Origin of the sequence: Paenibacillus luteus, assembly GCF_006542765.1 — a bacterium.
Classification (GTDB): Bacteria; Bacillota; Bacilli; order Paenibacillales; family Paenibacillaceae; genus Pristimantibacillus; species Pristimantibacillus luteus.
In genome coordinates this window covers 21,128-35,697 of record NZ_SKCD01000006.1, presented here as the reverse complement: position 1 = coordinate 35,697, position 14,570 = coordinate 21,128, and the positions used below count along the sequence as shown (strand labels likewise).

Here is a 14,570-nt window from a genome sequence, read left to right as displayed (position 1 = left end):
ACAATGAGCGAACAAACGGAAGGTCGTCGAGGCTTTGAATTGGCATCCATCTGGATTCCCCTGCGAATAAGCCTGTTATTCATGGTATTATGCGGGATCATTTATCCCCTAGTTAGCACGGGAGCAGCGCAGCTGCTCTTTCCTAAGCAAGCGAACGGAAGTCTGGTGAAAGACAGCTCGGGGCAAGTTGTCGGATCTGAGCTGATTGGTCAAACCTTTACTGATCCAAAATGGTTTCAAGGACGTGTATCTAGTATCGAGAATAATGCTGCCAGCTCGGGCTCGAACAACTACGGGCCATCCAATCCGGCTTTAACCGAACGCACAAGGGCTTCGATTGAGGCGTGGAAGTTGCAAAATCCGGATGTTCCGGTCAGTCAACTGCCGTTAGCATTAATCACGAACTCTGGTTCTGGGCTTGATCCGCATATTACTCCTCAGTCGGCAATGGTTCAAATCGCGAGAATAAGCAAGCTTACCGGTGAACCGGCAGCTCAGCTCGAAGCGCTGGTTAACAAGCATATTGAAGGCCGTGATTTAGGGCTGTTCGGCGACGAGAGAGTGAATGTGCTCAAGCTGAATCTCGCGTTGTCCGCTTTGCTTGGAGAGTAGAGGCATGGCTCCCTTAAAGAGAAAAACGCCAGAGGAGCTGCTGCTGTCGATGGCAAAGCTGCATCACGGGCGCCTGAAAATTCTCATTGGCGCGGTGAGCGGCTCAGGAAAAACCTACTACTTGTTGCGGGAGGGCATGCGGCTCAAGCAGGCTGGCATTGATGTTGTCTTGAGCGAAATGAATGACCCGCAAAATGAGGAAACCCTTCAGCTCGCGAAGCCATTTGAGCAAGTTCCTTGTATCGGATGGCGAGAGGGCTGCATAGAGCAGGCAGATCTGGATCTTGAGGCTATAACCCTGCGTAATGCGGAGGTCGTTCTCATTGATGGGCTTGCCCATCTTAACCGCAGAGGCGCCAGGTTTCGTACGAGGCTTGAGGATGTGCAGTACCTTATTGGCATAGGAATCAGCGTAATCACGACCATTAATGTATACGAGCTGGCGGGTGTGGATGAGATTGCTTGGAAATGGACCGGTATACGGCCAGACTGCACAGTGCCGGCTCATACGCTCGAACTGGCTGATGAGGTTATCCTTATCGACGTGTCGCCGGAAACACTGCTCAAGCGGTTTGAAGAGGGGCTGCTTGGCGTACATTCCTCGCGAGCTATTCCCTTGCGCGGGAACCTTGCTGTCCTTAGAGAGCTGTCTCTGCGCCTTGTAGCTGAGGGTGTGAACGAATCGCTGGAGAAGCATCGTGGGGAGCTAGGGCTGACTGGACCATCCGGTATTTCTGAGCGAATTCTAGTCACGGCCCAATACCATTGGAATAGTTCTTTGTATGTAAGAAGGGGGCAGCAGATTGCGAAAAGGCTGAATGGAGATATCTTAGTTGTTTCCTTCATCGATCCTGCGAAGAAGCTGTCCAAAGAGGAGCAGGCCTTCAAAGCCGCTATCCGAAAGCTTACCAATAAGGTAGGCGGGGTATTTCAGGAGCTGCCGCTTGCGCACCGCCGCTATCTGCCAGCTGCGCTTGTATGTTACGCGGAGCAGCATCAGGTTACGCGAATTATAATGGGGCATTCGAAGCAGAGCAGCTGGCAGCAATTGTGGCAGGGATCGATTGTCGACAGCGTGCTTCGCAACCTGAGTCAGATTGATTTATTTCTAATGGCGGACCGCGCAGAGCTTGAAGGAGAACGAGTTTTGCCTGTTAAGAATAGACGCGATTCCCAAACAGCCTTGTTTCGGAGATTCAGCCAGCTGGAGCGCGAGCAGCAAGCGGAGACCATCCGAAGAGGACATTTTAGCTTGTATATAGGAGCAGCTCCAGGCGTTGGGAAAACATACCGCATGCTCTCTGAAGCGAATTTGCTTCGCCAGAAAGGCATCGACGTCATCATTGGCATTGTGGAGACGCATGGCCGGGAAGAAACAAAGAAGCAGATCGGGGAGCTGCCTAAGGCTGATCTGCTGGCGGTCCACTATCGTGGAACGGTGCTGGAGGAAATGGATACCGAAGCGATCATTCGCCGTAATCCTGAGGTCGTGCTGGTTGATGAGCTGGCTCATACGAATGTGCCAGGCAGCATCAGAAAAAAACGCTATGAGGACGTCATCCATTTGCTTGAACATGGCATAGCGGTCATATCGACGATGAATGTGCAGCATATCGAAAGTTTAAATGATGCCGTAGAGCAGGTTACGGGGGTTCGAGTGAGGGAAACGGTACCGGATGCGATCATTCGTTTAGCTGATCAGGTAGAGCTGATTGATGTTACGCCACAAATGCTTCAGCAGCGGATGAGAGACGGGAAGATCTATGCACGCGATAAAGTGGAGCAAGCGCTTGGCGCTTTTTTCACAACAGGTAATCTCATTGCGCTTCGTGAGCTTGCCCTGCGGGAGCTTGCTGATGATGTTGATGAGCGGCTGGAATCATGGGACCGAAATCAGACGCTGCGTGGTCCTCTCCACAGAAAGGAAGTCATTTTCGTCGGCGTTGATACCCGCGGGGATGCAGAACGTCTGATCCGCCGCGGCTTCCGTATCGCCTATCGCCTTAAGGCGCAGTGGCATGTTCATCATGTGCAAGGCGAAGCCTTAACGAATGAAGCGAAAGCGAAGCAAGAAGTGTTGATGAGGCTAACCGAGAGGCTTGGCGGCATATTCGAAATTTCAAAAGCAGAGAGCAGAGCGCATATCGCGGGGACGCTGTTGACAGCGGCCAACCGGGCAAAGGCGACGCAGCTTATCATCGGGCAACCAAGTCAGAGGGGCTGGCGGCAGCTAATGCTGCGCGGTAATATCGTAAAGGAGCTGCTTCAAACCGCTCGCCATCTGGATATGCTTGTAGTAGCCAATCGAAATGTGACTTTGCGCCCATAAGGAAATGAAAAAAGGAATATCACGAAGCGGCTGCTCTTTCTCCGCTTGCGGGATATTCCTTTGGTGCTAAACGTTCGGAATTAAGCTTGAATCACCGGTTCAATCCAGTCCTGCGACCAAATTTGAATTTCACGGATAATCGGCTCTAGCGCGCGGCCCTTCTCCGTTAATGAATATTCTATGCGAACAGGGATCTCGGGATATACCTGTCTGTCGACGATGCCTTCATTCTCCAAATCCTTGAATCGCTCTGACAGCAGTCGGCCGCTGATCGGCAGGGCAGACTGAACGGCGCAAAAACGCTGCGGGCCGGACAAAAGCTGGAATATGATAAGTCCGTTCCAACGTCTGCTAATAATGTCCATACCTTTTTGAAACCGTGGACATAAATTAGATTGATCCATGCGTATCACCTCTTTTTACTTGCATTCAGTATAACCTTAATATCTTATTTATACAAGCACACCTGAATAATGTTAATTACTTGACTATCCTTAGTTATAAAATTATAATTAGTTACGAATAGTAAGTGAATGTGGAGGGACGCACAATGAAATCCTTATTTCTGGCGCATGAATCACCGATGCTCGCAGTCGAGCAAAATGAATATAGCGAATGCGCTCGGCGAGGCACTGCGTAGCTTAGGTGCTCAAAATATACTGCAGATTGGCAGCGGCGTTACCGTTCACCATTTGCGAGCGGTCAAATGGGGACAGAAGGAAGCGGAGAACTGGGCCGTAGAGTTTGACGAATGGCTGATTGAGAAAATGAGCAAACAGGAATTAAATTCCCTATTCGAGTATGAAGGACTTGCTCCGCATGCTAAAATGGCAGTACCCCGCGCGGAGCATTTTGTTCCTATATATAGCGCTTGGCAGCGGAGATCCCGAAGCAGCGCCACAGGTCGTTTATCGGAGCTATGAGTTTGGCACATTGAGTTATTTATCTATGCAATTTTAATCTTATACTTATTCAGAGAAGGTGAGCAAGCATGATTAAACCGAATATAGCAGCTATTATTAAAGATAAGTTAAAACGAACGCAAAACGGAAATGACGATATTTACGTTATAGGCCCGGTCAAGCTTCCTGTTGAACTCGACGGGGAAACGAAAACATTTCATTGGTACAGCTGGCTCCGCAAGGAGGCAGGCGCGGAATTATCTCCTGAACAGCTGGTCGAGGATCTCAACCGTTTCTCCTATGCGGATCTTCAGCAATCAAGCGTACTCGTATACGGCGATTTCGAAAATAATGAGGATGCGCTTATCCGCATGCATAGTATATGCCACACAGGTGATATCTTCGGGAGCGCGCGATGCGATTGCGGCTTTCAATTGAAGCAATCGATGCGCATCATTACCGAGCATGGCTCAGGCGCTTTGTTTTATCTGGCAAACCATGAAGGACGTGGGATTGGTCTGTTCAGCAAGGCGATTGCTTATTTGCTGCAGGAGGAAGGCCATGATACGGTCGATGCGAACACGGAGCTTGGTTTTGCCGACGATGCGCGCGATTACAGTGAGGCGATTGCCGTCCTTAAACTGCTTCGCACATTGCCGGTCTCGATTATTACCAATAATCCGCGCAAGGTAGAGGCGCTTCGCAAATCAGGTCTCAACGTTGCGGGCAGAGTTCCGTTATGGGGCAACACTTCCGTCTACAACGAGAAATACATTCAAACGAAGATGAACCGTTCGGGTCATTTTGGACAAGAGCCCCATACGCTTGTGAAATAAACAGTAAGAAGAAATGAAAACTGTACTTGGGCAGCCGTAGGCGACTAGGTACAGTTTTTTTGCGAAAACATTTAGCGTCTTCCCATCGTCTAAGCCTTAATGGAACAATAGGCAGATGGAAGGAGCCCATGGATAATTGCTGCAAAAGAATGGTTATAATAGAAGCATTAAATGGCGATGGAAAAATGGAATTAGTGGGAAATGTCCAGTTCCGCAAAGACCTGTCTGAAAATGTGAAAAAGCTTTTAGAATAGCCATAAAACGACAAAATTATTTTGCGTTCCTCTTCTATTTCAAGTATGATGAGAAAAAATGAACTCATGTTCACATTAAAGGAGTATCAATGCATGCAATCAAAAACGAGCCATTGTAAAATTGTTGACTGCACGATCCGTGATGGCGGACTCGTGAATAACTGGGATTTTAGTGTCGAGTTCGTTCAGCATTTGTACCAAAGCTTGAACGAAGCCGGCGTCGATTATATGGAAATCGGCTACAAAAACTCTCCAAAGCTGCTTAAAGGTGCTGAAAGTGCTGGCCCTTGGCGTTTTCTGAACGATGATTTCCTGAAAAAAGTGATTCCGAACAAAGGCAACACGAAGCTGTCCGCACTCGTTGATATCGGCCGCGTTGATGAGAACGATATTTTGCCGCGCAGCGAAAGCTTGCTGGACCTGATTCGCGTAGCCTGCTATATCCAGGACGTAGATAAAGCGCTTGAGCTGGTTAATGTATTCCATGAGCGCGGTTACGAAACGACTTTGAACATTATGGCTCTATCGAACGTGATGGAAAACCAACTGATCGAAGCTTTCGAGCTCATCAATGATAGCGTGGTTGATGTTGTTTACGTGGTGGATTCCTACGGAAGCCTGAAACCAAACGACATGAGCTACCTGGTAGAGAAATTCAAGAAGCATCTTCCGAACAAGCGTCTTGGCGTGCATGCGCACAACAACCTGCAGCTTGCTTTCGCGAACACGCTGCTTGCAGCGGAACAAGGCGTTGAGCTTCTGGATGCTTCCGTTTACGGCATGGGCCGCGCAGCGGGTAACTGCAACACCGAGCTGCTTGTAGCCGAGCTCAAAAATACGAAGTACAATATTCGTCCCGTACTCGATATGATCGAGAAGTTCATGATTCCACTTCGCGAGAAGGAAGAATGGGGCTACATCATTCCTTACATGATCACAGGTATTCTGGATGAGCATCCGCGCTCCGCAATGGCGCTTCGCGATTCCAAGGATAAAGACAAGGGCGTCGAGTTCTACGACCGCCTTACAACGCCTGAGATTTCCCACAACAAATAAATAGCAAGAAGCGCCGACCCTTCCTTTCCGGAGTGGTCGGCGCTTTTTTTGTTTAAGTTATTGCTCTGACAGCTCGCCATCGCCGCGCACGGCAGCCGCTTGATGCGGCTCGTTCGGATGGAAATAACCTTTTCCGCGAAACGTTTGGCCGCTTTTGGCAACTGCCGTAAGCTCAACCCCAATATCTTCGCTGCGCCCAAACCATGCTAATAGCTCGCGGTCGCCTACGCCGTTAATATCTACATACCACAAACGGTCACCGTATTCAGTAACGCGTACAAGCTCCGCAGAGGTAAAGGAAAGCTGAACGGTATGGTGCTGATAGGTCATTTCGAATGCGATTAATTCAAATGTTTCCATGGGTGAGGTCCTCCTGAGTACAATACTTGATGCAGCCGGCAGTGGGACTCGCCGCATGTCTGTAAACGATTGTAATGGGAATAGCTCGTTTATGCAACATTCCATACCCAATATTCGTCAGATTAGGAAATACAAAGCTAGGGGGTAGAAGGAATGAAGGTACGTGATGTGCAGATAAAGCTGAACAAACAGAGAAAAGGCTTTAGCATGCATTTGGTGGTATCGCTGGTTATGCTGCTTATTCTCGGGGCATGCTCGTCAGCGTCGGACAGAGCAAGCGATAATGCTGGACGAGGGGATGGGACGAATTCGACAACTAGGGGAGAGGTCGGCGAATTGTCGAAGAAAGGAGAGGATAGGGCTGGCAGTGAGAACCGCGCGCTATCTATTTCTGAAGAGCCAACGAGAGGCAAAGAAGGCGGCAAACGGGGATATCCAAATTCGGATAAGGACGTGCAGGCGGGCCAACTGACGGCTGGGGAATGGGATGACCTTGCCTCATGGGAGCGATTTGGAAATTTGCTGAATTCGCAAGAAGCAGATAGCAGCAAGCAATTGTGGGAGTTTTGGAATTTCAACAGGCTGGAGGTCATCGTGACCGCGAATGGAAAATCGGTTTCGGACGCAAGCGTTGAGTTGTTGGCAGGCAATCAGCCCATATGGACGGCACGGACGAATACGGAAGGAAGAGCGTTTGTTTATGCGGGCCTATTTGATCAGGATATGGCGAAGGCGAATAGGGGGAATTTCACGGTTAAGGTGCAATCCGGGCAAGAAAGCAAAACGACGCAGCAGCTGCAAATTCCGCAGCAGGGCAGCGTGAAGGTTGATCTAGGGAAAAGTGCCAAGCTATCCAATCAGGTCGATCTCATGTTTGTGGTGGATACGACCGGCTCGATGGAGGATGAGCTGAATTACTTGGAGGCAGAGCTGAAGGATGTCGTCAGGCGCGTGTCTGATGAGCATGGGAATCAGCTTGGCATGCGCGTTAGCGCAAACTTTTACCGTGACAAGCATGATGAGTATATCGTGAGGCCGTATCCTTTTACGACGGATATGAACAAGGTGATTGACCAGTTCAGCAAGCAGAAGGCCGAGGGGGGCGGGGACTATCCTGAGGCTGTGGATCAAGCGCTGCAGGATGCGCTATATGAGCATGATTGGAGCAAGGAGGCACGCGCCCGTCTGCTGTTCCTTGTACTGGATGCGCCTCCACATGATGATGCGCAGGTCATTGACGAAATGAAGAAGCTGACGAAGGAAGCGGCCGCGCAAGGCATTCGCATCATTCCGCTAGCCTCAAGCGGCGTTAGCATCGATACGGAATATTTAATGAGATTCATGGCTACGGCAACAGGAGGCACGTATTTGTTTTTGACCGACGACAGTGGGATCGGCAGCGATCACTTGGAGCCGGCGGTAGGCGAATATGAGGTTAAGCTTCTGAATGATTTGCTCGTAGAGGTCATTAATCGTTACGTGCAGGACTAGAACGAGTATACATTCATCTGATTAAAAAGAGTTAGTGAAGGAAGAACAGAAAAAAGGAAATCCCTCGCAGCAGCAGCTGCTTAAGGGATTGCCTTCTTTAATGCCTATATAAATCGTGTGAGGCATCGACCGAGAATATCACCAATCGGCGCTTGGTATTACTGACCAAGTGTGAGAACCAAATCCATGTGGTAACTTAGCGAGGTTAATAGAGCTTACCCTGGCGATAGAGCACGGTAGACAGCTTCATGACGGCATGGTTATAGCAGTTTTGACGGAGCGGGAACGGATCTCCGAAGAACGCAGGCAAAATGCCGTTTAGCGTTTTTTGCATTTTTTCGTAAAGCATTTGATAGACCTGGTCTTCACTGAAAAATTGCGTTTCTCTTCCTTGCAGCCATTCGAAATAGGAAACGATAACGCCGCCTGCATTGGCAAGTATATCTGGAATGATGATGATCCCTCTTGCAGTTAAGGCTTCATCTGCCTCGCCTGTGACAGGGGCATTCGCTCCTTCTACGATAATGCGGGCTTTTACGAGTTCTACATTATCTTTGTGAACTTGTTCTTCTAGCGCAGCGAGGATAAGCACATCGACATCCAGATAGAGAACATCTTCACGCGCCAGAATTTGCGCTTTTAAATCTAAGGCAGCAAGGGAGGCTTCATCAAACGGAAGGTCTCCTTGATGCTGTGAGGCGTATTCCAGCAGGGCTGGGATCGAAAGGCCATCGGGGTTGTACAACGTGACGTTCCGGTCACTTACCGCGACGACCTTATTGTGCAAATAGGAGCATTTATAGGCCTCCAGCGCAGCAACCGATCCAACATTTCCAAAGCCTTGCACGGCGATCGACAACGGCTTGTCCGCATGAGCGAGCGCGGTTTGAACGAATGGATTGGTGCTGCCAGCCAGCCAACTGCTTTGCGCTTTCAGGAAATCATGCAGCATGTAACGGAAAGTGAAGTAGACGCCCTTTCCAGTCGCTTCCCTGCGGCCAAGCGAGCCGCCGTTAATGACGCTTTTGCCGGTGAAGCTGCCTAGATAAGGTTGACCGGGATGGATGCTCTTATATTCGGCCATCATCCAGTCCATCTCACGCTCGCCAGTCCCCATATCTGGAGCTGGGATATCCTTGTCAGGACCCAGTACATCGCTGAAATATTGTACGTATTTTTTGCAGATGAGGTATAGCTCTTTCGCTGTGTAATTGCGCGGATTGATCACAACTCCGCCTTTACCACCGCCGAAGGGTACCTCATGGAGCGCATTTTTCAGTGTCATGAGCGCAGCGAGATTCGTTACTTCATCCTCACTGACGGATTCATGGAAGCGAATGCCGCCTTTGTAGGGGCCGAGTGTATCGTTATGCTGAATACGGTAAGCCGGAATACGCACGACGTCGCCGTTATCAACGGTAATACGCAAGAAAGCTTTATGTACTTTGTTCGGCGTAGATAGAATGGCCGCAAGCGAAAGAAAGGCTTGCTCGCGTGCTTTTTCCTGCAAATTCGGCAAAAAAGCTTTGTCTCCCATTAGTGCGTTTAAGGATTGCTGTACGATGGCTCCTGTTTGGCTTGCCATAACTAAACGACCTCCTCTGATTTCATGAATGAGATGATTTCTACGCAAAAGCGTTGTCCCTTTTTTTTTGATGCTGTGCTACAAGTGCAGCAATAACAGCAAAATCAGCTGCAGCAGAAATGGATAAGGGGGCAGCACTGGTTTACGTATGAAATCTAACTGTAACATATTGGAGAGGTTAAACCAAAATAAACGAATAGGCAACTTTAGGATGGCGTGGCCTTGCTCGATCACCTGTAACGCAGATAAGTTGATTCGGCTGCTTTTTTGCAAACCAATTTCTTCGTATTCCGATTCATATTGCTGCATATTGCTGTGTATCCAATCATATTGATGCATATCGAAGCATATGATTTCTTCTCATTTGTTTTAGGGGGAGGGACAAAACAAAAAACCAGCCCAACACGACAAGCGTGCGGAAGCTGGTTTTCTGAGAGGCTTCATGCCATGTGATCCTGAACGTGGCTTGGTGAAGCTGGGCTAAGCGTCACGTATAAGTAAGCCAGGTTAGTTGTCCTAAAGCGCAAACCTTTAAGTTAGCTTAAGCAAAATAGAGCTGTGGGGAGCGAGCGTGAATGAAAGCTCGCTTAGCACACCGAGATCCTCGCGGGCCCACAAGTTGCGGACTAGCGGTGCTTCGCTTAAGCCAAGCTGCGCCAAGGTAACCGTGACGGTATCGGCATGCTCGCCTGCGTTGAACAATGCCACATAACGGGTACCCGCCTCATCCTCCGACGTCCAAGCAATGCGCTCTTCGTCACGGTATAGCTGTCTTGCGCCGCGGCCGCTGCGGTGCAACGCAAGCACCTCTTCGTTTGTCAGCAGAGACAAGGTCCATTCATCGTTATCCCGAAGCTCGCCGCCGAACATTAAAGGTGAGCGGAAGATCGCCCAAAGCGACATCATCGTGACTTGCTCATCCTTCGTGAATCTCGTCCAGCGGTCGCTTCCCCCGCCATCTACAGAGCGAATGCCAAGGTGACCGAGCGGCAGCATATCGCAATCCGGCCAAGCGCCTTCTGCAACATGCGGCGCCCATTTCTCGCAGCGTTCGAACATCTCATGCAGCAAATGCCACAAATCCCAATAATCATCGGTCATCCGCCACATATTAGCGAGCTCATTAAGCTTCTCAGCGTGCTCAAGTGGGGCAGGACCCGGTGAGAGGCTAAGCACCATCGGCCTTCCCGACTGCTCGATCGCATGCCGGATTAGCTTAATCTCATCCAAGTGAATCCCATACAGCCTGGAGGCAGCGATATCATCTACTTTGACGAAGTCAACTCCCCAGGAAGCGTATAAATCAAACAAGGAATTGTAGTATTGCTGAGCACCGTCTTTGGAAGCGTCCACGCCATACATATCGGTATTCCATGGACAGATGGAATTGGGATGCGCAATAGATCGGGCGGTTGCATTAGTCCCAAGCAGCTTGGTATCTGCATGAGCGGCTTGCCGCGGAATGCCGCGCATAATATGAATGCCGAATTTCAAACCTAAGGAATGGACATAGTCGGCAAGCGGCTTAAAGCCTTGGCCATTGGCAGCTGACGGAAACCGATTAACGGCAGGCAGCAGGCGAGAATATTCATCCATTTCCAGCGGGACGAAGGGGCGGTATTGCGAGGAGTTCGCTCCAGGCTCATACCACTGAATATCGACGACGACGTAATCCCAGCCGAAATCCTTCAAATGCTCGGCCATATATTCGGCATTTCCTCGAACTTCCTCTTCTGTTACACTGGCGCCATAGCAATCCCAGCTATTCCAGCCCATAGGCGGCAATGCAGCGTAGGAATGATGCTTTACTGTTTTTGTCATCGAATTTCGTCCTCTCTTATCGTAAATATTGCTCTATGCGATAATCGTAAAACGAAACAGCAGTAGGTGGCTAGCATAATTTATTGCGGTCATATGTAAAATATTGCTCTTTAATCGAACTGTAATCGGTCGATAGACGGAAGCTCCTTCGCTAATCGGAAGTCCGCAGGGGGAAACCCGACGCGGCTTCGGAATACCTTGCTGAAGTAGCTTCCACTTGCAAAGCCGACCGTATAGGCGATCTCCTCTACCGAGAGCGTGCTGCCGCGAAGCAGCTCGACAGCCTTTTCAATTCTGAGCTTGGTGACGTAATCCATCGGAGAACTGCCTGTCGTTTGGGTGAACATTCTTGTAAAATAATACTTGGACAGCCCTGCGGCGGCAGCTACATCGTCGAGGCTTTGCAAGCGGTGAAATTCGCCTTCCATGAAGGCAGCAGCTTGCTGGATCGGCTGTGGCCAATTCGCTTTGACTTGCCGCTGCGCTGTGTTTGACTGCAACAGCTCCATCATAAGTCGATAAACGAGCGCTGAAGCTTGAAGGCTGTTTTGAATCCGGTTGCTCCTTGCATCGGCGTACAAGCTTTGCAAGCAGCGAACCACAGCGCTGGTAGGCTCAAAGGACGGCGTTGCGCCTACCGTTTGCAGCAGTTCCCTCCAGAGCCCTTGCAGGTGCTGCTGTCTGATTAATACAAAATAAAAAGTCCAATGGTCGCTTGTTTCAGGTAAGCAGTAATGGTGATTGCCCGGGATTTCCGTAAGGAAGGCAATTCCGGGATGAATCTCGCGGGTTTCCCCCCCGAGCCGGAAATGACCGAACCCGGAGATCGTATATTGAAATAAATAAAGAGGCCCGTCAATCCGTTTCATGCCGTCCCAGTAATATTCGGGGTCGGTCACTTCCTGATAGCCGGTGGCAAACAACTGGTACAGCGGAAGCTGCGGCGAATCTTGAAAACGATAGCCATATACCCCATAAGGCTGCTGAACAACCACGACCATGAACACCTCCAAGCCTAGCATGAGAAAGTTAGGTAATTTATTATAGAAAGGGAGAAAAAGTTGTCGTCTATTTCGGTTTTTATCTATGGAACCTTGCTTCCGGATCAAAGCAATCACGCTGTCGTCGCTGCCTACGCGGAATCGTATCGCCCGGGGCAAATAGTTGGCTGCATGGTCGATTGCGGAGACTATCCGGCACTGGTTCGAGATCAAACTGCAAAGCAGCGCACTAGTATTATAATCGGTCTTTGGATTGCCGTCGATAGAGCAGGCCTTGCTGCTATGGACGTGCTTGAAGAGTTTCACGGTATAGAAGAAGCCAATGACTACGAGCGGATTTGGGTCTCTGATGCAGAGGACATCAGTCTGGCCGGTTGGGTTTATATCTGGGAATCGTGCAGAGGGATTCCGGTTTTAGAAGACGCCTATTGGCCCGACTTTTATGCGCGGAAAAAAGCAAAGGAAAACTAAAAAGGACATTCCCCCTCAACTTGGAAATGTCTCTTTTAGCTCATGCTTTTTCGATTGCAGTATAGAGCAGCGCTAGCCGTTTAATCTTGCTGGAAAAGCCTCTTCTTCTAGGTTTGCGGGTCTTCCTCATGCTCTTCTGCGGCATAAGCGATCAATGCGACCTCCGAGCCGTAGGTCTCGGTCAATTGCTGCTCCAGCTTGCGGATGGCATCAAGCGCGTCGCCTTGGGTGCTAAGCTCCGCAATTCGGTAATCCTTATCCATTTTTCAAGGACATCCTTTCTGCTTTCGTAGTGTATTATTTGTAGAATTGCTTATAATGCTTGCGGCTATACATAATTCTATTCAAACTATGTTTTTTAGCAGCACAGCCGGAATTGTTCTTTTGACAACGGTCTAGTAAACTAGAGCTGAATGACATAAAGGGACGTGACAACTTTGGGTATGGATAGGATGAAAGAGACGATAAAGCGAGCAAGGCCGATCGGATGGACGAACGGTTTGGCGGCTGCACTTCTGATTCTGCTTGTAACAGCATTGGGATCGCTGCTGCTCCCGTCGCAGGCTCTCGCTGAGCCGCTGACCGGCAGCGTTGCAGCAGCGTTTGACCCTCATGAGCAGGTAGGGCATACTCATTCTTCAGAACATGGCAGTGATGAAGGCATTACGGTGGGGCAGGTTTTGTTTTTTGCGATAAGAGCCGTTTACTATTTGGCGTTTATGTTTGTGTCGGGGATCATGCTGTGGTCCATTGTGATTCCGATGAATGAGGATTCTAACGCACGAAAGCTGTTTGGAAAATGGGAGATTTATGCACTGCGAGCGTTTTTGCTCGCCGTTCTCTTGTTTGTCTTCAAGCATATCACAGAGCTGCTGAAAGGCTATGGTGGAGGCAGCCCGAACGAGTGGCTCCGATTGCTGACGGAAACGGCAACCGGGCATTCTTGGCTGGCTATCCTCGTGCTGTCGCTGCTTGGTTTTGCGGTTGTACGGCTGCCCGATTCCTTCAAAATCATATGGGCGCTCCTGCTTGCAGCGGCGGAGAGCTTTAACGGACATGTTATGGCGTTGCCAGATTATACATTCGCGGTTGTATTTGATTTCATACATATGGCAAGCTCAGCAATATGGGCAGGCGGTCTGCTTTTGCTGTTGTTATTTTGGCGGGCAGATCGCAAGGAAGCGGGCCGTTTCGCGGAGCGCTTCACCAAAATTGCGTGGCTTACGATTCTTCTGCTTACGGTAAGCGGAATTGCTATGACGGCGCTAATGCTGCCAAGCTGGCGTTATTTATTTTATACGAACTGGGGCTTGCTGCTGCTCGCGAAAGCGCTGTTCGTGCTTCTTATCGCTGTTGCTGGCTTCTTTCTTCGTCGACGCGCCAAGAAGGGCAAGCTGCCAAGCGGCAAGCTGCTGAAGCTGGATGGTCTTCTGATGGCACTGGTGCTCATTGTAGCAAGCATTTTTACTTATGTAAGCCCTGAGCCTGCTACGGAGCCATTTTCCCATCACCAAATGGGCGATAAGCTGCATTATACGCTTGAGATTAAGCCTAACGGACCCGGACCGAACCGTGTAACGCTAAAAATATGGCTGCCTGAGCAGCTCGGAGCTCCAGCCTCGGTTCGTTTGCTGCTGCATTCGAAGGATCATCCGAAGCGTGCCGCCATTGAGGTTCCATTACAGGCGGCAAGCGGCGAAAATTATTTATCCTTCCCTGGCTTTACGGAAACGGATTATGAATCAGACAAGGTCGAGCTGCCTACGCGAGGCGAATGGGAGGCAGAGCTGCTCATTACGGATCAGAGCGGTGCGGAGACGAAGCAGATCATTGCTTTCCGCAATGATTAACG

General features: G+C 49.7%; 15 protein-coding genes. 8 read left to right on the top strand and 7 right to left on the bottom strand.

Going from position 1 to position 14,570, the window contains the following annotated elements; genetic code table 11:
• Nucleotides 1–3 precede the first annotated feature (3 nt).
• Complete coding sequence (kdpC, locus tag E0496_RS04350; RefSeq protein ID WP_141500443.1) at nucleotides 4–612, top strand: potassium-transporting ATPase subunit KdpC; 609 nt, start codon at nucleotides 4–6, stop codon at nucleotides 610–612.
• A gap of 4 nt (nucleotides 613–616) precedes the next feature.
• Nucleotides 617–2,941, top strand: a complete 2,325-nt coding sequence (locus E0496_RS04345; RefSeq protein ID WP_141500442.1) for a histidine kinase — start codon at nucleotides 617–619, stop codon at nucleotides 2,939–2,941.
• 80 nt (nucleotides 2,942–3,021) lie between these two features.
• On the opposite strand, the gene E0496_RS04340 is transcribed toward E0496_RS04345, so the two are convergent.
• Nucleotides 3,022–3,345 carry a winged helix-turn-helix transcriptional regulator gene (locus E0496_RS04340; RefSeq protein WP_141500441.1) on the bottom strand — a complete coding sequence of 108 codons (324 nt, stop codon included), beginning with the start codon at nucleotides 3,343–3,345 and terminating at the stop codon, nucleotides 3,022–3,024.
• Between the two features lie 198 nt (nucleotides 3,346–3,543).
• On the opposite strand from E0496_RS04340, the gene E0496_RS04335 reads away from it, so the two are divergent.
• The 3 genes from E0496_RS04335 to E0496_RS04325 all read left to right on the top strand — a co-directional run bounded on the left by E0496_RS04335 (nucleotide 3,544) and on the right by E0496_RS04325 (nucleotide 5,989).
• Nucleotides 3,544–3,864 (top strand): DODA-type extradiol aromatic ring-opening family dioxygenase, encoded by a 321-nt coding sequence (locus tag E0496_RS04335; RefSeq protein WP_241674576.1) that lies wholly within the window; start codon nucleotides 3,544–3,546, stop codon nucleotides 3,862–3,864.
• A 68-nt stretch (nucleotides 3,865–3,932) separates the two neighbouring features.
• Nucleotides 3,933–4,679, top strand: a complete 747-nt coding sequence (locus E0496_RS04330) for a GTP cyclohydrolase II (protein ID WP_141500440.1) — start codon at nucleotides 3,933–3,935, stop codon at nucleotides 4,677–4,679.
• Between the two features lie 347 nt (nucleotides 4,680–5,026).
• Nucleotides 5,027–5,989 carry an aldolase catalytic domain-containing protein gene (locus E0496_RS04325; protein ID WP_141500439.1) on the top strand — a complete coding sequence of 321 codons (963 nt, stop codon included), beginning with the start codon at nucleotides 5,027–5,029 and terminating at the stop codon, nucleotides 5,987–5,989.
• A gap of 57 nt (nucleotides 5,990–6,046) precedes the next feature.
• Here E0496_RS04325 and E0496_RS04320 read toward each other — a convergent pair whose 3' ends face one another.
• Complete coding sequence (locus E0496_RS04320) at nucleotides 6,047–6,349, bottom strand: hypothetical protein (RefSeq protein WP_141500438.1); 303 nt, start codon at nucleotides 6,347–6,349, stop codon at nucleotides 6,047–6,049.
• A 153-nt stretch (nucleotides 6,350–6,502) separates the two neighbouring features.
• On the opposite strand from E0496_RS04320, the gene E0496_RS04315 reads away from it, so the two are divergent.
• Complete coding sequence (locus tag E0496_RS04315; RefSeq protein WP_141500437.1) at nucleotides 6,503–7,840, top strand: VWA domain-containing protein; 1,338 nt, start codon at nucleotides 6,503–6,505, stop codon at nucleotides 7,838–7,840.
• 205 nt (nucleotides 7,841–8,045) lie between these two features.
• On the opposite strand, the gene E0496_RS04310 is transcribed toward E0496_RS04315, so the two are convergent.
• From E0496_RS04310 to E0496_RS04295, 4 genes are all read right to left on the bottom strand, one after another.
• A complete protein-coding gene (locus E0496_RS04310) occupies nucleotides 8,046–9,425 on the bottom strand; it encodes a Glu/Leu/Phe/Val family dehydrogenase (protein ID WP_141500436.1) in 1,380 nt (459 codons plus the stop codon).
• 78 nt (nucleotides 9,426–9,503) lie between these two features.
• Nucleotides 9,504–9,764 (bottom strand): hypothetical protein, encoded by a 261-nt coding sequence (locus E0496_RS04305; protein ID WP_206669707.1) that lies wholly within the window; start codon nucleotides 9,762–9,764, stop codon nucleotides 9,504–9,506.
• 192 nt (nucleotides 9,765–9,956) lie between these two features.
• Entirely contained in the window at nucleotides 9,957–11,246 is a 1,290-nt protein-coding gene (locus E0496_RS04300; RefSeq protein WP_141500434.1) for a glycoside hydrolase family 27 protein, read from the bottom strand.
• A gap of 110 nt (nucleotides 11,247–11,356) precedes the next feature.
• Nucleotides 11,357–12,247 (bottom strand): AraC family transcriptional regulator, encoded by an 891-nt coding sequence (locus E0496_RS04295; RefSeq protein ID WP_161601309.1) that lies wholly within the window; start codon nucleotides 12,245–12,247, stop codon nucleotides 11,357–11,359.
• A 60-nt stretch (nucleotides 12,248–12,307) separates the two neighbouring features.
• Between E0496_RS04295 and E0496_RS04290 the strand changes: the two genes are divergently transcribed.
• A complete protein-coding gene (locus E0496_RS04290) occupies nucleotides 12,308–12,718 on the top strand; it encodes a gamma-glutamylcyclotransferase family protein (RefSeq protein WP_141500432.1) in 411 nt (136 codons plus the stop codon).
• Nucleotides 12,719–12,825: 107 nt separating this feature from the next.
• Here E0496_RS04290 and E0496_RS35500 read toward each other — a convergent pair whose 3' ends face one another.
• Nucleotides 12,826–12,981 carry a hypothetical protein gene (locus E0496_RS35500; protein ID WP_161601308.1) on the bottom strand — a complete coding sequence of 52 codons (156 nt, stop codon included), beginning with the start codon at nucleotides 12,979–12,981 and terminating at the stop codon, nucleotides 12,826–12,828.
• Between the two features lie 189 nt (nucleotides 12,982–13,170).
• Here E0496_RS35500 and E0496_RS04285 point away from each other — a divergent pair, with 189 nt between their 5' ends.
• Nucleotides 13,171–14,568, top strand: a complete 1,398-nt coding sequence (locus E0496_RS04285; RefSeq protein WP_161601307.1) for a copper resistance D family protein — start codon at nucleotides 13,171–13,173, stop codon at nucleotides 14,566–14,568.
• Nucleotides 14,569–14,570 lie beyond the last annotated feature (2 nt).